The 18,840-nt window shown below is 65.3% G+C and carries 9 protein-coding genes; 1 reads left to right on the top strand and 8 read right to left on the bottom strand.

All coding sequences use genetic code 11. The features are described 5' to 3' along the window. Positions 1–41 precede the first annotated feature (41 nt). The 6 genes from AB0H21_RS19270 to AB0H21_RS19245 all read right to left on the bottom strand — a co-directional run bounded on the left by AB0H21_RS19270 (position 42) and on the right by AB0H21_RS19245 (position 15,871). Complete coding sequence (locus AB0H21_RS19270; RefSeq protein WP_358517975.1) at positions 42–2,042, bottom strand: DUF262 domain-containing protein; 2,001 nt, start codon at positions 2,040–2,042, stop codon at positions 42–44. Between the two features lie 213 nt (positions 2,043–2,255). Then, positions 2,256–5,633 carry a Swt1 family HEPN domain-containing protein gene (locus AB0H21_RS19265; RefSeq protein WP_358517972.1) on the bottom strand — a complete coding sequence of 1,126 codons (3,378 nt, stop codon included), beginning with the start codon at positions 5,631–5,633 and terminating at the stop codon, positions 2,256–2,258. Between the two features lie 10 nt (positions 5,634–5,643). Next, positions 5,644–8,436, bottom strand: a complete 2,793-nt coding sequence (locus AB0H21_RS19260) for a DUF1156 domain-containing protein (protein WP_358517969.1) — start codon at positions 8,434–8,436, stop codon at positions 5,644–5,646. Next, on the bottom strand, positions 8,433–11,948 hold the full coding sequence (locus AB0H21_RS19255) for a helicase-related protein (protein ID WP_358517966.1): 3,516 nt from the start codon (positions 11,946–11,948) through the stop codon (positions 8,433–8,435). The genes AB0H21_RS19260 and AB0H21_RS19255 overlap by 4 nt, the downstream gene beginning before the upstream one ends. A gap of 470 nt (positions 11,949–12,418) precedes the next feature. Further along, on the bottom strand, positions 12,419–14,011 hold the full coding sequence (locus AB0H21_RS19250; protein WP_358518052.1) for a serine/threonine-protein kinase: 1,593 nt from the start codon (positions 14,009–14,011) through the stop codon (positions 12,419–12,421). 51 nt (positions 14,012–14,062) lie between these two features. Then, positions 14,063–15,871 (bottom strand): DUF2075 domain-containing protein, encoded by a 1,809-nt coding sequence (locus tag AB0H21_RS19245; RefSeq protein WP_358517963.1) that lies wholly within the window; start codon positions 15,869–15,871, stop codon positions 14,063–14,065. A gap of 536 nt (positions 15,872–16,407) precedes the next feature. Between AB0H21_RS19245 and AB0H21_RS19240 the strand changes: the two genes are divergently transcribed. Continuing rightward, positions 16,408–17,262, top strand: a complete 855-nt coding sequence (locus AB0H21_RS19240; RefSeq protein WP_358517960.1) for an aminoglycoside phosphotransferase — start codon at positions 16,408–16,410, stop codon at positions 17,260–17,262. On the opposite strand, the gene AB0H21_RS19235 is transcribed toward AB0H21_RS19240, so the two are convergent. Then, complete coding sequence (locus tag AB0H21_RS19235; protein ID WP_358517957.1) at positions 17,250–17,990, bottom strand: hypothetical protein; 741 nt, start codon at positions 17,988–17,990, stop codon at positions 17,250–17,252. The two genes, AB0H21_RS19240 and AB0H21_RS19235, sit on opposite strands and share 13 nt — an antisense overlap. Before the next feature lie 372 nt (positions 17,991–18,362). Next, a complete protein-coding gene (locus tag AB0H21_RS19230; RefSeq protein ID WP_358517954.1) occupies positions 18,363–18,821 on the bottom strand; it encodes a DUF6294 family protein in 459 nt (152 codons plus the stop codon). Positions 18,822–18,840: the final 19 nt, after the last annotated feature.

Genomic DNA, 18,840 nt, shown 5'->3' with positions numbered 1-18,840 from the left:
AGGCGTAGGGATGACGACCGGCCGGCGATACCTCGATCCGTTCATTCGATGCTCGTCACGGGAAACAGGATGCGCTCGCCGTCCCACAGCCTGGGCGAGATCACCGGGCACTGGGAGAGCGGCTGGGCGTCGGCCTTCTCGCGCTCCAGCGTTTTACGCCAAGCGTCGATCGTCCCCGAGGTCAGGAAGGGCCCGATGGGGATGGTGAGCGTGTCGCTCTCCACGCGGACCGGCAGCGCCTCACCGCCGATTTCGAGGTCGCTGTCGAGCCCACCGTCGGCCGCTTCGATGGCGGATTCGAGGTCGGCGAAGCCGAAGGTTCCCTCCCATTCGAAGTTCTCACCCTTGGCCTTGACCACGACACGGCCGGTGTCCCAGGCGCTTTGGTAGAGGACGAATTCCAGGGAGCAGCCGGCGAGCGGGTCCGCGGTCGCCGCCGTGTCGTCCATCCAGGCGGGCCGGAAGCGGTCGAGCAACGCGGTCATCGCCTCAGCAAGACGCGCACGTCGCGCGTTCAGATAGTCCCGGTAGGCGCCAGCGTGCCGGAGCAGCTCGTCGTAAGGCACAAAGTGCGCAGCCAACTCCTGCTCACTCAGCGGCGGCAGGTTCGGATCCACGAAGTACAGGCTTGGCGAGCGATCGCTGATCTTCCGGTTGGCCTTTGCCGAGATGAAGGCCAGGTTAGCGAGGTCATTGATCTCGGTCTTGCTGTAGCCGTTCCCGTGGTTCTTGAGCGTGGCCTGCGGGTGGATGTGGTGGTATTCCAATTTCTGCCCGGCTTCGGCTGTTGCGGAGATCTCCGTCGAGTACCACCAGTCCCGCGCCCCGGCGTTCTTCGCAACGAGGAAGCTGAGGAAGAAGTACGGGCTGCCCACCGTGCGGCCGACAAGATCCTGCGGCGTCACCTCCAGGTGTGCGCCGCGAACGCCGAGGTTGGCGAGAAGCTGCTTCACCGGCTCGGGACCTCTGGCGGCGGGGATGTCCTGGCCGAGTCGCGTGTCCGTCGAACTGCTGTAGCGGTTGCGGAGGTTGGCGAGTAGAAACCAATAGATGATGCCGTTGGCCGTCTCCGGGTCCAGAGGCACGTCGGGACGCTCACCGAGCAGCACGATGAGCGGAAGCAGTGCGATGTGGGATGAGATCAGGTTGCTGTTGCTGACCTTCAGGTTCTCCTGAAGCAACGGGATCAGGTGGCGCAGCCCGCGCTTGACGGTCGCCCAGCCCTTCTCCAGTTCCTCGTCGCTGGCGGCGATGAGCCGACCGTGGGACCAGGTGGACAGACCTCGGCCGAGGACCGTACCGGTCAGGGCGCGGGTGAGGAAGGTGACGTCGAGGTCCTGGTAGTGCTTCTTCGCCCAGTGCGCGGCCTCGTCCTCCAGCTTGCCAAGGATGCCGGTCCAGCGCGCCGACAATGTGGCCAGGGCGAGATCGCTGGTTTTGAGCGGGCGCCCACTGTTGACCCGGACAAAGATCTGCGCGATCTCGTCGTACGGGAACTCGGTCAAGATCTCCATGTGGAATCGCCCGCTGCGGATCCCGGCGAGCAGCCCCAGCCGCTCGCCGATCAGATCGGGATCGAGCGAGGGCACAGCGGTGTGGATTTTGGTGACGAGCGGAAACTGCTTCGCCCCAGGGCGGGCCACCTCATACACCTTCGTCCACCGGGGATCCTTGACCGTCGCCGCGCTCTGGTTCTGGAACGCCTCGGTCTCGACGTTGAAAACGATCTGTGCCTCGGCATGATCGTTCAGCACACGGTGGAGAGAAGTCAGACGTTGCTGCCCATCGAGCAGATAGAGCGGCTGCACAGCCGGCTGCGCCTGTGCGGTGCCTATGGCGACCCGCCGGGTCGTGGGGTCCTCCTCGGTACGCCAGAACAGCAGCGACCCCGTCGGGTAACCCCGGTACAGCGATTCGACCAGCTTGGCGACCTGTGTGGGCTTCCATACGTAACCGCGCTGGATCTCCGGGAGCTTGATCTCGCCGCTGGAGATCTGGCCTACGAGGGTCTGGATGTCGCGCTCTGCCTTCTCAACCGGCATACCAACTCCGTGCGATCAGTGGGGGACCTGATGTCATCGCGATAATCAGCCTAGTGAGGCGGATATCTCATTCCCAGAGGCCGATATCCAACGGTGACACTCTATGCAGCACCGGAGGGAACCCGGGCGAAATAGAGCGTTAATCAGGAGCATTTGCATTTTTGGGGCGGATGACCGCTCCGCCTGGGTCGCCACGACGGAGCGGTCATAAGGTCAGCGGTCCTCGAACCCGAACTGGTCGAATTTCAGGACACGGGCGTTTTCCGAGACGATGCGCACCTTGTCCTCCGGGAAGCCCTCCGGCTTTCGTGCGCTGATCTCGATGGTGATCTCCAGCTCGACCCCTTCGACGGCCGCCAGGTGCTGGATAACCTCCTGCGCCATCTTGGTGAAGCTCTTCTGGTAGAACTCCCGGTCCAGCTTGGCCACGCCGAAGAACCTGGTGTTCTTCGGGCCCGGCTGCGCGGCGACCGGGGGACCCGCCATTCCGGTCGTCCCGGTCGCTCCTGAGGCATTGCCGGCGCCACCGGTCACGGCCGGGATCCCCGCGCCCTCCTCCTGCAGAGCGGTCGCCGCGGCGGCTTCGGCGGCGGACCTCAGCTCGGCTTCACGCTGGGCCAGGGCCAGGTCGGGACGCACCAGGAGCGTGCTGTCGGTGATCTGACCGAAGTGGTCCTTCGGTGGAACCGCCAGCCCCTCGAACCGCTGACCGTCGTACCCAGTGGCCAGGGCGAACCCGGTGCGCTCCCAGTCGAACTCGTCCAGACCTGCCGTGATGCCGGAGTCGAGCACACTCCGATCACGGAGCCTGGGCAGGTACGGATACCGGCAGTAGTAACCCCACAGCTCTTCGACCGCGATGTGACCGCGAGTGCTCCAGATGCTGCCCAGCTCTCGGTCGAGGTTCCCGCGGATGACGGACGCCGCCTGGATGACGCGAAGCGCGTCGCGCTGGTGCAACTTGGCGCTCACCCGCTCGGCCAACCTGTCCTTGCTGCCGTCGGCCTTCTCCACCTGCCAGGTGATGTGCCCGCCGGGCTGCTGGTCGGGCACGAATGCCCAGTAATACGTCTCACGGATGCGCAGGTCGACGGCCTGCTTGGCGTTGGTGCGGCGGGTCTCCACCTGCTTGATCTGCTGGACGGACAGATCCAGCTCCTCCTTGCGCCCGAAGATGTCCTCCCAGGCCAGGAACTCGCGCACCGCCTCGCCCAGTTCTTCCATGCGCCGAGCGTCGCCCGCCAGGAAGACCAGCATGTTGCGATTGATCCGCTGGGAGCTGGACCGCTTGTCGAGCACTTCCTGGGCGAATATCCGCGCGGAGGACTTGTCGTCCCCCTTGGCGTGCACGAACTTTGGGTGCAGGATCACGAGCCGGGCGTCACCGGTGTCCGGCACTTCGGAGCTGTCGTCGGTGACATGGACGGCGGCGAAGTCGCCGCGAATGCGCAGCTCATGGGCTCGCAGCCGCTTGACGATCTCTGCCCAGACGTCCTCCGGGTACAGCCGTTCCGCGTAATCCTTAGCGGCCCGGGTGACGGAGGCCTGGGTGTCAAACCAGTAGCGAGCGCCGTCCACGTACAGGAAGGTGGCGCGATCGGTCAGCATGTGCAGCGCGGAGCCGAAGTTGCCGACCACGTCACCGGGGATGGCGACACCGGCCCAGATGTTCTGCTGCTCGATCCCCTTGTGCGGCTTGGTCAGCGTGGGGGCGGCGCCGAGGAAGATCGTCCTGGACAATCTCCGGGTGAGGGCCCGTCGGCCGAAGACGTTGCGCTCCTTGTCGATCTGAACGGGCGTCGCCGTCTCGCCATCGACGTCGGTATCGATGACCGCCTTCCAGCGGTCCTCAAGGTACTGGTCCACCTCGCTCACCACGGCCGCCTCGTTCAACGGCACCGAGCCGGGCATGATCAGCGGGTCCGCCACCTGGGCGTGCCACAGCTTGTGAATCACCGTGCTCATCAGCCGCAGTACGCCTCGGGTGCGCTGGAAACGGTCCAGCGTCGACCAGTCCTCGTACAGCCGGTCGAACAGCTCCGGGTGGATCGGATAGGCGTTCCTGATCCGCTCCTCGTAGCTCGTCTCCGAGCACTCGCGGGGAAACTCGCCCTTGTGGTCGTTGTAGAACTTCCAGAACTGCTTGGCGATCGCGGCGATCTCGGCCTTGGCCTTCGCGTCCGGCTCCTCGAACAGGCGGCGGCGCACGATCTCAAACGACTCGTGGGCCCGAGCCGGCTGCCACTGGCGGGCGACGCGGCGGATCACGTTCTGCAGGCGGTCCAGTGCGGCACGGCCGTTGACTCCGCCGACCTCCAGGGCGCTGCCCATGATCCCGTTCTCGGCCTCCGCGTGGCTGGACGCGGGGATCGAGACGACGAGCAGCGCCCCGGGTACGGCCTTGACGGCTTCGGTGATGGTCTGCGCGAACGTGAACTGGGTGTCGAATGTCCCTGCCGCCAGGTCTTCGCGGCCGTAGAGCTGCCGAGCGTAGGCGACCCACTCGTCGATGAGGATGAGGCAGGGCGAGTAGGCGGCGACCAGCGCGCGAAGCGCGTCGCCCGGGTTCGTGTGAGCCTCGTCGGCCTCGCGGACGATCTCGTACGCCTTGCGCCCACCGAGCTGCCAGGCCAGCTCACCCCAGAGCGTGTGTACCCGGGTGCCGTCGTCCTTGGGTTTTCCCGCGGCCGGGTCGATGTGGTTTCCCACGAGGGCCGCGCGGTGGACCTGGCTACCGACGGCGCTGGCGTCGGCGTCCGTGAAGAGGTCCACGACTTCCTGGGGCAACTGATGCAGCGCGGTGCCGGAGAAGATGTGCCAGAGGGCCAGCATCGAGTGGGTCTTGCCGCCGCCGAAGTTGGTCTGCAGGTTCCAGACCGGGGTGGCGTTGGAGTCCTTGCCGACGCGAGCGACCGCCTGCTGAAGCAGATCCTTCAGACCGTCGGTCAGGTAGGTGCGGCGGAAGAACTGGATCGGGTTGGAGTACTCCTCGCTGGTGCTCTCGCCGATGGAGACCATGTGCAGGTCGGCCGCGAATTCGGCGGCAGCCAGCTTGCCGGCCTGTACGTCCGGGTGCGGCGCGATGATGTCACGCCAGGGCTTCAGGCCGTTGGCCTCGATGCTCGGCAAAGAGGTGACCGACTGGGCCGCCTTGCGGGCTTCGCTGTCGTAGAGGCTGCGCTGGTGGTCCTGGCGTAATTTGCGCACCTCGTCGGCCCGGTCCATGGCACCGACCGCGACTAGCAGGCGCTCCATAGTGTCGAGGGCACGGTAGGTGTCGTCACCAGAGAAGGGCTGCGTGTGCGCCCACTTGTTGCCGACTTCCTTGAGCTCGCCGGCGAAGTTCTGCTCCACCCGGGAAAGCCGATCCTTGAAGACCCGCCACTCCTCGACAATGACGCGCAGTAGGAAGCGCACGTCGGTCTTGCTATAGGTCTTGTTGGTGCCGTGCTTGGCCGCGTCCCGCGCTTCGAGGACCTGCACCCAGTCCTTGCCGGCGGGGGTCGCCATGTCCATCATCATGTCGACGAACGGCAGCAACCCGGTCCCGAGCAGTTCGAGTCCCCGGCCGATCCTGTCCCTGTTGCTCATCGCCATGTCGTCAGTCCTCGTCGTCGCTGAAGTCGAGCGTTCCCTGGGCACTTGCGGCCGGTACGGCGCTGCGAGAAGCCTTCTCGATCTCCGTCCAGGATGAGCCGAGGGCGTTGAAGAGCAGCGCGGTCTTGGCCCAGTTCCGCCGCTCGCATATTGAGAAGAGCAGGTAGGCAAGCTCCTTGGTGGTGTCGAGATCGACTCGGCTCTTTGCCGCTGCCATCAACTGCCCGGCTGCCTCGATGCCCTGCTCATCCAGACGCTTAGCAAGGTGCATGACAACCTCCCAGACCGAAATCCGGTCATCAAGCTGGGGGTCGTATGCCATCGGAAGCTCTCCTGGGCTGAAGAGTTGGACGACCCCCGCACGTGCCCTAAGTACTCCCGCTCGACCTAGAGCAGCGACAGCGGTGTCCATGGCCTTAGAGAGCGTTTCAGCATCCCCGAACTTGCCCTCGTCGAAGCCATGGCCCTTGAACCACTCAATGCAGAACCGCGTGTCGGAGTCGAAGTCGCCCTCCTGCTCGGACAGAACCTCCGCGAGAATCTGGTTGATCAGGACGAGCGCCGCCCGAACCCGCATCGGAGAACCGTCGGCCTCGGCCACCTGTGCATACCGGGAAAACACAGCCATCCCCGGACCGATCGCCGCCTGCGCCAGGTCTACGGGCGCGATACCGCCCTGCTGCAGGTCGCGGAGAGCGACGGGGAGCTCCCCCTTAAGCGCGTTGATCAACCCTCGCCGGTCAGTTACCTCTGCGCTCTCTGCTCGTGGTCTGCACGCCAGCACCACCGAGGAGGCGAGCGCGTTGGTTCCAACGCTGAGCATGCGCCCTCCCCGCTCTGTGCGAAGCGGCCAGGTGGCAGTGATGGTCCACCCGGAGCGGATCATGCCCTCCAATAGAGTTTCCCATCCTGTCGAGGCCTCACCATTATCATCAGCCTCGGACTGCTTAAAGGCATAGAAAACGGTCATCGGGTATGCTGCGGGTGCACCTTCTCGGATACGTGCAAAGACTCGGTGGAAGCCTTCCTCGAAAAACCGGGTAGCACCTTCCTTGCCGCCATGACGATAAGGACTGGCAATCAGCTCATCGCTTTTAGGTGTCAACAGCGTCCCGAGTAAATCTGGGAGAACCCACCCAAGCGAACGACGCAACCAGATATAGAAAAAGTCCGACAGATCCGCGTACCCAATATTGTCATAGTACGGCGGGTCGGTAGAGACAACGACACCTTTATAAGGACGATCAGCGGCACTGACCTGAGTCGATGACCCCGACGGTTGGCTAGGGATATTATCCAGCACCTTGCGGGCGGTTTCAACAGAGACACCAAGGTCTCCCGCCGCTTCGGCAAAGGGGCTTACTTCAACGAAGTCCCAAGCCATCGGTACAGCCTGCCGAGCGAATAGGTTTCTCGCCTGATCACGACTACTCGACCATGTCGCAATCCTATTGTTAAGATCTACAGTCCGACTAAATGCTAATGCTAGATAGATTGCGATTGAATCTGCATAAGCAGCCGCACCAGTTCCTCCCTTGGCGAGCGGATCTCCCTGGATCGAGCCAGCATCACGAGCATCAGCAAGCGCCTTATTCCGAGCCTCGGCCACCAGATCGCTGATTTCGGTAAGCGCCACGAGTTGCCGATTGGTAAACAGATCAACCCACTGAGTCATTCCATACGCTTGAACCCGGAAGCTAAGTGCCCTCTCCGGCAACTCCCCATCTGGCATATTCTCCGGCCGAGAGATATTAGCGGCTTGCTCATGTTCTTCAGTAGGGGCAACGTAGTAACGGGTCCGCGAGCCCTCAGCCACCGTCGCCATAAGCTGAGCACCCATTCGTCCTTCCCTGGACTCATCACGAATATATTCCAGAGGAGCAGGATCTCCACAAAGCAGACAGGTCGCACCTGTTCGTCCAACTGTGCCTTCCTGGGGCTTCCCCTTGGGGCCACGAATCTCGAAGCGGACGCGCTTACCATCGACGATCGGCTCGACGAAGCACTGCTTACCCTTCTTCTGGCTAAGCCAGAAGGAACGCACCAGCGGCATGATGCCCCCGCAAGCCGGGTTCGGGCAGGTAACGGTGCGAGCCCAGATCCAGGCGATGACATTGGCCTCGGAGCCATCCCCCAACTTGGCCTTGGGATAGAGTCGGCCGACGCGCTTCTCCGCCTCCTCGCGCATCCAGTGGCCGTAACGCCGGACATCCTCGGCCAGGCCCGTCGCACCGGGCCACTCACCAAATTTCGACTCGGCGACCCCGGGAAACACCGGAGCTTTTCCTGCCCACTTGGGCGGAATCTCGATGAGAGCCTTGTTGATGAGAACCGGGACCGGGTTCAGGTCGGAGGCATACGCTTCCAGGCCAAGGCGCTGGGCCTCCAGGGGAATCGAACCGCCACCTGCGAAAGGGTCGAGGATCGGGGGTGGGTTGCCGTCGCAGGACTTCCAGATCTCTTTGCGGGCCTCTTCGTATAGGGCCTTGTCATTGATGTTGTCCCAGTCCACTAAGCGTTCGATGATGTTGAAGAGGCGCTTCCGCTCAAGAACGCGGTCCTCCTCAGTCGGAAATTCCTTCGGGCGCGAGGATGGGTCATCCACCAACTGAGCGAAAAGTACAGCCCGGCAGGCGGCCAAAGGACGGCGGGCCCACCATAGGTGGAGGGTGGACGGGTGGCCGTGGCGGATGGACTTCTCTCTGGCCGACTGCTTGTTGATCTCCTCTAGAGGAAGCGCCACCTCGATCAGCTTGCGGCGGTATCCAGGTGTGCCGGTTCCAATGTCGGGGGTCATACCGGTGCTCCTCCTCGTGCCCATTCCTTGTGCCAGTCGCCACCGAGGTCGGTGGCGGCGAAGTCGCCGAAGTCCACATCGCGGAAGGGGTTCACGATGTAGCGGACCTCGTCGTGTTCCGGTCCGTCCGGGTGGACACTGACGAGCGCCAGCCGGTAATTCGGTCCGGTGTTCTTGCCGGTAAGAACTTCTGTACGTGTGACGTGAAACTGATCCGCGCCGTTTACCCGGCCCTTCACTTCGATGAAAATCCAGTGATCATCGACGGTTTTGGACCGAATGTCATAGCCTGGGTTGTTATGCGGCATTTCCTCCGGAATGCGGCCGAGCCGCCGCTCCTCCTGGAGGACGCGGTCGACCGCACGCCGTTCAACCCCCGCGGTGTCCCGCACGTACGCCTCCGGCGGCCCGTCCCGCAGTCCGGTGAGCCGGTCCAGCAAGCCCTCGGGGATGACGAGGGCACCGCCGACCACGCGAGGAGGGCGGATCTGCAACAGTTCGCCTTGGTTCAAGTCCGCCATGCGGCGCTGGAGACGCGCTTCCAGGTCGCGGGCCCGGCGCGCTGCCGTCTCCGGACGGACCTTGAGGGTCTTGCCGGTCTGCTCGGCGTCGAGGAGGTCGGCGTGCCGGGTGTCCCAGTAGTTGATCTCCTGGAGCAGTCGTTGCCGGACAAGCCTGCGGGTGCGCTCGGTCTGCGCGGCGACCCGGGCGCGGATCTCCCCCACATACGACGCCAGGCCGTTCTCGACCGCCCAGCCGACGGCGAGCTGGTCGATGCCACTCGCCAGCCAGCCCTCCTCCAGAACCCCCGCGACGAGTTGCCGTTCCGCCTCGGTGGCCGGCGCGTAGTCGAGATAGGGGGCGACCCCCGCGGCCCGAGCAGAGCTGCTGCCGATCTCGACGAAGTCGAAGCGCTTGCTGATGACCCTGTCGTGGCCGTCGGCGATCTCCTGCGTGATCGCGACGAGCACGTGCGGCTCCTCACTCTCGTCGCGCCGGTTTACCAGCACGGCGCCCTGCTTGAGCTGCGTGCCGTACCGCTCGATGACCAAGGAGACGACCGCGTCCAGCAGCGGATGGCCGGGCGCGAGCAGATCCGCGCGCGGCAGGCCGGCCGGGCGTACCAGCTCGCGGTCGAAGGTCACGCGCTCGTACCGGCGCAGCACCGGGACGCCCACCCTGATCTGCCGATCGTGGTCAACGACGTCGCCCGGCACGTGCGTGATCTCGTACCGGCCGGACTCCCTCTCCGAGATGCGCCCGCCGAGCTGCCGGAACGCCGCGAGGAAGAACGCCTTGACGTAGTACGGCTGAAGGCGCCGGGCCCGGGCCTCCTCCATGCGCAGCCGCCACTCGGCGACGTCCGTCTCGTCCAGCTTCTGGTGGGCCAGTGCCCGCTCGGCCATCAGCTTGTCCAGGCCCTGGCCCACCGAGGCGTCGATCACCTGGTTCAGCCGGTCACGGACCTCCGGCCGGTCGCCGTACTGAATGGCCTGCATGAGCAGGGTGCGCAGCGGCTGCCCCTGGAACGCCTCGCCGAGGACGTCGAAGACCTTCCCCTTGTACGCACGGCGCTGCTCGTCGATCTTGTCGAGCAGGCGACGGAACACCGCCCCTTCCCGGGTGTCCTCGGCTACGAGGTTCCACAGGTGGCAGACCTCGGTCTGCCCGATGCGGTGAATCCGGCCGAAACGCTGCTCGATGCGGTTGGGGTTCCACGGAAGGTCGTAGTTCACCATGAGGTGGGCGCGCTGGAGGTTCAGGCCCTCCCCCGCCGCGTCCGTGGCGACCAGGATGCGGCAGTCCTTGTCCTGGGTGAACAGTTCCTTGATCCGGCGCCGTTGGTCTCGGGTGACGCCGCCGTGGATGGCGACCACGGCCTCCTCGCGGCCGAGCAGCCCACGGATGCGTTCCACCAGGTATTCGAGGGTGTCCCGGTGCTCGGTGAAAATGATCAGCTTGCGCGGGCCGCCATCGGCATCGCGGATCAGTGCGTGGCTCTGGAGCAGCTCGGACAACTCGGTCCACTTGCGGTCGGTCCCCGCGTTGCGTACCCGGCGGGCGACCTCGACCAGATCTTCGAGCAGTCCGAGCTCCTTGTCCAGCTCGGCGAGCGTCTGCGCGGTGGTGGCGGCGTCGACGACGTCGTCCTCCAACTCCTCGACCTCATTGCCGGGCAGGTCGTCAAGGTCGGCATCGACATCCTCCGGAGCCCGTCCGGCCAGAATGGCGAGCCGCTCGCGGAGCCGGCCCTCGACGCCGCTCTGGCCGCCAGTGGCCAGCTCGTGTCGGAGCTGCTGGAGGCGCTTGTGACGGCGTTCGAGCGACTTCAGGATCGCCTCGGGGCTGGAGGCGAGCCGGCGCTGAAGCACGGTGAGCGCGAAGCCGACGGTGTTGCCGCGCCGCGCCTCTCCCTTGGTCGCCAGCTCCTGGGCCCGGCCCATCTGCTCGCGGACGTACTCGGTGACGACCTCGTACAACTCGCCCTCAGCGTGCGACAGCTCGTAAGGGACGGTGTAAGCGCGGCGCTCCGGGAACAGGGGCTTGCCCTCGAAAGTGAGCAGGTCTTCCTTGACCATCCGGCGCATCAGGCCGTCGGTGTCGTTGGAGCTGATCCCCTCGCGGTACTTTCCTTCGAAGCGATCCGAGTCGAGCAGTCCCATGAACAGCTGGAAGTCGGCCTCGCTGCCCGCGTGCGGGGTCGCGGTCATCAGCAGCAGATGGCGGGTGTGCTTACCCAGCAGCTCGCCGAGCAGGTAGCGCTTGGTCTTCTTCAGCTCGTCACCGAAGTAGCGAGCCGACATGCGGTGTGCCTCGTCGACCACGACCAGGTCCCAGTCGCTCCGCTGAAGCTGCGCCTGGAGCTCCTCGCTGCGGGAGAGCTGGTCCATGCGGGCGATGAGCAGCGGATAGCGTTCGAAGACGCCCTGCTCCAGTTGCGCCTCGATCAGCTGCCGGGTGAGCAGCTCGAAGCGCAGGCCGAACTTCTCCAGCAGCTCTTCCTGCCATTGCTCGACCAGCCCGCCCGGCGCGACGATCATGCATCGTTCCAAGTCACCTCGGAGCATCAGCTCCTTGATGTACAAGCCAGCCATGATCGTTTTTCCGGCGCCCGGATCGTCGGCCAGGACGAAACGGAGAGGTGTGCGGTCGAGCAGTTCGCCGTACACGGCCTGTATCTGGTGTGGCAACGGTTCGAGGTCGCTGGTGGTAACGGCGAGCATGGGGTCGAACCGGGCCGCCATGCGGATGCGCAGTGCCTCGGCCGCCAATTTGAACTGTGCGCCGTCGCCATCGAAGGCGTAGGCGGCGGACGGCCGGCGCAAGGTGAGGCGGCTTTCGCGATCGCGGTCGAGCAGTTGAGCAGCGATCTGCCCGGGTTCGGTGCGGTAGGTGAGTTCGAGGGCGTTGGATCCGTACCACGTGACGGCCACGACGGTCACATCACCGCTGGGCGTGACCCCGCCGACGATGGCCCCTTGAGTCAGATCTTCAAGCCTGACACCGGTCATGGCAGGACCCACCGATACCGGCCCGTCCGAAACCACACTCTTGTTAGCCCTTCCGGCTCATCCGCACACTAATGGTGAAACGTGATGATCCGCCGCCTCCGGCACCGAATGACCGAAACTTGGACAATAAGGCGATTTACCGTTGGGCCGTTATTCATCCAGGCAACAGACAAGTCACAACTTGCGTTCCGCGCCACAAAAGCGGAATGCTCCTGATTGCTGAGGGAGAATGGCGACCTGCCGGGGGGACGGTAGATCAGGTGGACGAGATAAAAGTAACACTGTTGACGCCAGGACACAAGCAAATTTCTGTGTATGCCAGTCACAGCCAGATACGCGTCACGCGTGCGCCGAGATCGCGGAAGTCGTCAGGCTGAAGGGCATCCGTACGCACCTGTGTCGGCCGGACCCGCGAGTCCGGCTCGGCCATGAGCGTCAGGTGAGCAAGGAGAGCCGCTTTGGCTGGGCCGTCACATCGACAATCGAGTAAGGCTGTCGCGAACACGTACCGACTCGGGATGCTCCGCGCCGTACAGCCGGGTGAGATCACGCAGCAGCTCAGACAGAGTCACCCGGGCCTGCTCGGTGTCACCGGCACCCAGTTGGAGCAGCCCGATCTGACGCCTCAACTCCAGCGGTCGCGGGTCCTCGTCCCCGTATAGGTGCCGCTCGTCCGCCAACAGGCGTTCGAGCATCTGAAGCGCCGTGCCCGTCTTGCCCATGAGTGCGCGGCAGGTCGCCTCCTGCCTGCGGCAGTGCAGCACCACTTCGTCGTCGGGTCCATGCCTCTTCGCCAGATCAGTGCTCAGCTCCGCGAATGCTGGAGCGGCCCGGCGGTAGTCACCGCCCTCGAACAGCACCTCGGCCAGGTGAATCCGCAGGTCCAGCACCTCGCTGTCCAAGGCCCCGAAAATCCGGCCGGCGGTTCCGAGAACCGCGGACAGCACCTCCACGGCCTGCCCGTAGCGGGAGTCCTCCGCCAATGCCCTGGCCTCGGTCCGCGCCCGGGCGATGTCCCCTCGGCTGAACCCTTCATTGCTTTCTGGGACCCATGCGGATCGTTCGGCAGAGGGCTCCGCGCCCTGTTCCGATGCCACCCGGTCGAGCATTTGGGACGCCACGATGCTCTCCACGCCTGCGCCGATCCGGCCGACCGCGCCGGCGTACATGCGCAGCGCGCTTGGGGCGGACGTGACGACACCGGTGATCGGGTGCAGCCCTGTGGCGAATGGAAGCAGGCCGTCGACCACCGCGCCGGCCTGGGCCGGGCGGTCCTCCGCGCGCTTCTGCAGCATGCCCAGCAGGTACTTGTCCAGGCCCGGCGGCACGTCCGCCCGCTCCAGCCGTACAGGCGGGGCGGGGATGTTCACCTGCTTGTCGAAGGTGTCGTACTCGGTATCGCCCTCGAACAGGCGACGTCCGGTGAGCATCTCGTACAGGACCAGCCCAAGGGAGTAGATGTCGCTTTGCGGGCCCACCGTCGCACCGCGGATCTGCTCTGGTGACATGTAGGAGGGCGTGCCAAGGATCGTGCCGCTGCGGGTCAGCCTGGTGAGCTCGGGGTCGTGGAACATGGCCAGGCCGAAGTCGAGCACCTTGACCGAGCCGTCGCGGCAGAGCATGAGGTTGCTCGGCTTCAGGTCACGGTGAAAAATGCCCCGCTCGTGAGCGGCCTGCAGCACGGCCGCCGCCTGTGCCGCGATCAGCGCGGCCCAGGCGGCAGGAAGTGGGCCCTGTTCGCTCACCAAGTGGTCGATCGTCACACCGTCCACGTACTGCATCACCAGGAAGGGACGGGTGCCGAGCCGTGGGTCCTGGTAGGCGTTGGCGTCGTATATCGCTGGAGCGCCGGGGTGATCGAGCTTCGCCATCACCCGCGTCTCGTGGACGAAGCGTTTCACCAGAGCCTCGTCATACTGCCCATAGGGGAACCGAATGAGCTTTACGGCCACTCTGCGATCGAGGTTTCGGTCGTAACCCGCGTAAACCTCTCCCATCCCGCCCCGGCCCAACGGGAGGTCGTCGAGTTCGTAGCGGCCATCAATGACTATCCGCCCCGCCATCCCCACCCCTCCCCGGAACCGCATTATGCGGCAAAACTACACCGGGTCCGCCTATGCCTGCGGGGGCCGACCAACAGCAGCCCGCTCGATCAGCGTGGACAGAAATTCCTGCGTCTCCGGATCGACCGCGTATATCGCGGTGCCGACCATTCCGCGGGTGAGCAGCACCTTGTAGCTGTTTCGGATCAACCGGTCCGCCTGCTGGTCACTGACGCTTCTGTTGAGCGCCGGGTCCTTGCTCGCGGACCGGACGGTCACCAGCCTGCCATCGCGTGCGACGAGGTCAGGGCCGATGATGACGCCGTTCCAGTCGTACTCGAAGCCCTGAGCCGTGAAGACACAGCCGACCTGCCCGAACCCGCCGGACTCTGTCGCCCACAGCGCGCTGGACGGCGCCTCGCCCACGGCTCTGTCCCCTTTGACGTTCCACGGCCGTGACCAGCCCCACTCCTCGATCCGCACGTCAGGGACAAGCGTGCCGTCCTTGCCGGGTTCGCTCCATTTCCAGCAGAATCCGGCGGTCATCCGAGCGGAGTAGCCTGCCTCCAGCTTGCTCTTGAGCAGAGCCTCCAGTTCGTGGGGGGAATCGGCCGGCGTGACATCGAAGTGATCATCACCGGTCCAGACCTCAGGCGAATCACCGTCCAGGCCGAGGAGGCGCAGCACCCAGTTCTCGTACGTGCGACTGCCCCCGCAGCGGAACTGGGCATCGAGCGACACTTCGTGCACGTGGAACCCCAGCGACTCGGCGTGCCTCCTGATGTCCGCCACCGTGCCGAGTTCGCCGGGCCGTACGACCTGGTGCTCGTCCAGCAGGAACACCGGAACGCGTGCCGCGGCCATCAGCTCATCCATCTGCGGGCGGTCCGTACGGTCGCTTGCCTTGGTGTACCGCGTGGAGGAGTTCTCCCGGATCCGGTGCGCCTCGTCGCAGATCAGCACATCCAGGTCGTTCGGGTCCGCCTTGGTGAAGTTGTTGAAGTACTTGAAGAAGCTCTGCACCCGGGTCGAGCCCTTGCCGACGTAACGGCGCATGGTATGGGTGAAGGATCGGGACCCGGTGGCGTGCACCGCCGCCCGGCCCTGCCGGGTCAACTCGCCGAGCAGCGACAGCGCGATGACGCTCTTCCCGCTGCCCGGGCCGCCCGAGACGATGACGACCTCCTTGGAATGGGCCCGGCGAGCCTTCTCGACATGGTGCAGGACGATCTCGTACGCCAACCGCTGTTCCGCGAGCAGCACGAACTGCTCGCGGTTCTTGATCTCAGCGGCCGCCAACTTGAGCAGCTGCTTGGACGGGCGCACGGCAGTTGTCAGCAGCCTGTCGGCGGCTCCGGCACCCGCCTTCGGAGCGAACTGCTCGCGAAGGTAGTCGAGGAAGGCCCCACGCCGGGTCTTGGTGAACATCCGGGTGCGCTCATCCTGGACGAAGTCGTACAGGTCGCGGACGTCCAGGTCGGCGGCGTTGTGGAGGTAGGCCACGCCACGGACGGCGTCGTGGTGCCCTCCGAGGACGGCGGCGAAGTCGGCGATGTAGTCGCAGTACCCCTTCACCTGAAGCAGGGGGTGGAGTTGAGGGCGCCCCGGCATGCCTTCCACCAGGACCAGCTTCTGGTCCTCTTCGTACAGGTCCGCCTGGCTCCACTGCTTCAACTCGACGACCACATACGCGTCACCGCCAGTACGCCGGTCCACGCCCGCGAGAACCACGTCAGCCCGCTTGCTCGTCAGTGGCAGTTGGTATTCGACCAGCACCTCGACCTGACCGAGCCCGGCGTCGATCAGGTCCGATGCGAGGACCGGAAGGCTACGGTCCCACGATCGGCGCTCGGACTGGGACGGCGTGAGGCCTACGGTCATCCGTAGATGCTCGGCAAGGAGCTCACTTAACCGCCGTTCCGGAAGCGACTGGGACGCTAACTTGGCCAGACCTTCGGCGGAATGCCGAAACGCCGTCACGGACTACCCCCACGCAGCACGAAATCTCGTGCGGTATGGGGGCATGTCCGCGATCGTCAGATCGGCGGAAGCCCGTCGGGCCGCATCACCTATGTGGCAGGCACATTAGCAGCGAGCACCGGACAAATCCCGGCCGTATCGAGGGTCAAGGGCGTGAAGAACCCTGTTACGCGCCAGGCGAATCGTTACGCGGCCAGTTCACTTCGCAGTTGGTCGCGGAACTCGCGGACGGCCACGGTGGTGCCGTACGGTTCGAGGCGGTCGGCGAACGCCCGCCGATCGCCACGGTCGCCAAGCGGGGGTCGGGCAAAACGATGCCCGGGCAGGATTACCACCCCTCGCGGGCCCAGCCGCTGACAGCTGGAGCCCTGCGGGGAGTCTTCCCACTGTGGCCAAGATGGGGCCCTGCGGGCTGGCACGCTGCTACGGTCACGCCTATGACACGCTCGGCTTATACAACTCGTGCCGTCGATTTGCGGGTTGAACCGGTTGATGAGGTTCTCGATCGTGTGGAGCGGTCGCTTCAGACACGCCTGAATCGGGGCACCGTAGTACGCAAGCGCCGTTCGATTGGCGCGCGGACGGACCGCGATACGTGGGTACGTATCGAGAGGCGAGGGCTCGACCGGATCGGGGTCCAGGGCGGGGACGGCACCGCGTCCGCTGAGGCCCTGCGCGGGATCGCGAAACCTGCCTGGTTCGCTGGCGTCGTGTGGCGGGACGAGACGGAGCCGGTGATGTGGCGGGCGGACGAGACGGAGCTGCTGCCGGGGGCGCCGGTGGGCAGCGCCGTAGTGGCGGAGGATCCGCAGCTGCCCGGGGAGTGGTGGGCCGCGCTGAACGCCTCCCTGGATGCTCTCGCCGCGCAGCACAGCAACCGGGTCGCGACACCGGATACCGAGACCCTCACGCAGGAACTGGTCACGGGAACGATTCACAGCGTCTTCCCTGGCGTCGATCCGGTCGTGGTCGAATGGCGTCTGGCCCATGCGGATTTCAACTGGGCGAATATGACGGCGCCGGTGTTCTGCGTGTTCGATTGGGAGGACTGGGGCATGGCCCCGTGTGGCCTGGACGCGGCAAATCTGTGGGGCGCCTCCCTTGCCGTCCCGGCTCTGGCCGACCGCGTCCGCAGCGAGCGACGTGACGATCTGGAGAGCCGGGACGGCAAGCTGATGACGCTGTTCGTCGCCGCGAAGATCCTCGGCCCCTACGCCGACCCGGACGACCCCCGACTGGGGGCCGCCCGGGAAACGGCGGAGCGAGTGGTGAAGGAACTTCAGACGGACTGACGGCGAGCCTGGAGGAGCTGCCGGTACTCCCGGACCACCTGGTCATCGACCTCGTACGCCAGGGCGCCGATCAGCTCCCGCAGGTGGTCGACATTGTCCGTACCGACCGCGACCGCGTCGACCCGGGGCAGGACGTAGGCGGAGCGGAACGCCGCCTGGACCCTCGTGGCCCGTGGGGAATGCCGCAGGAAAGTCCGCGGGTCGAACTGTTCCCACACGGGCTGTGTGGTGCTGCCACCGAAGGGGCTCATGCCCCACACCTGCGCCGGCCGCCACCGCGTCACCAGGGCCTCGGCCGCTCCGAGGACGTCGACACCCACCAGCAGCCCTGACCGGACCATGAGGACATCAGGACGGGGTGCGTCGAGGTCCACAAGCGGGCGTGGATCCCAGCTCGATACACCCCACCCCCCGCACAGCCCCATCTGCGCAGCGTCGGCCAAGACCGCGCACGCCTGCGCCAGCATCTCGGAATCGGGGTGGGAGTGCTCCCGCGCCAGCACCCGCGTGGGATGCTGCCGGTCGAGCTCGGCCTCGACGTAGACGGTCACGTCGACGTCGTTAACAACGAGACGCTCGAAGTCGCCACCGAGGTAGACGTCGCCCCCATAACAGTCCACGATCTTCAGGCCGCTGACCTCGCAATCGCGAATCTCAAGGCCGGCAAGGTCGCATAGGTGGATGCGGGCACCACGGAACTGGTCACTCTGGGCGTACTCAGCAGGCATCGAGACAGTTTCCCGCCTCCGTCCCGCCTGCGCCAGTGGGTAGCACAGCGTGAGGGTTCTGTCGTTCGTCGGGGTGCGTTGCCGACGTACGTGGCGGGTGGAGCCGATCTGGATCACGGTGCGGCCGGGAATTGGTGGCCGAGCAGAATGAACACGGCGCGCCGACGGCTGATGAACCTGCGCCGGTGAGCAGGACGGGTCCGCGACTACGAGCGCCTGCACTCCCATAGCGAGGCCCACCTCACCATGGCGGCCATCACCTTGATGAGCAGACGCCTGACCGGGCGGACACCTATCGCACTCGCCAAGTGGGGCCAAAACTCACGCGTGGATGGGGCCACTTCTCACCCTTGAAACCAGGGGCCGTAGCCTTCAGCAGTACTTGCCCAGTTCCATTTTCTTGATGAGGTTGAACTTACTGGCGTCGAACTTGCCGGAGTGGAAATAGCGGTATGGCCGTCTCCGGTCGGGCAGGTTCATGACGAACTTGGCCCGGTCGGTCGGGTCCTGGATGAGGTCGTTGGTCACCGCGCCGAGCACGGCGCCGTTGGCGTCCTTCAGGAAGGCCCACATCAGCCAGGCGTCGTTGTTGTGGCTGCTGGTGACCGTGCCGTCAAACTTGGCGACGCCCACCTTCTTGCCACCCACGACCTCGACGGTCAGCGTCCATCTCGCGCCCTCGAACATCGTGCAGTTGCCCGTCCTTATCGCATGGTTCAGCCTGAAGGGCTTGGACACCTCCGCGTGGGCGGCGCCGGCGGTGGCGAGCGACAGGGTCGTGATCGCGGCCACGGCCACGGCCACACTCGTCATCTTGCGGATCTTGCGCATGGTCTTTCCTTCCGGTGGT

The sequence above is a fragment of the Sphaerisporangium sp. NPDC051011 genome (assembly GCF_040653595.1).
GTDB lineage: Bacteria > Actinomycetota > Actinomycetes > Streptosporangiales > Streptosporangiaceae > Sphaerisporangium.
This window is presented reverse-complemented; position numbering and strand designations above follow the sequence as displayed.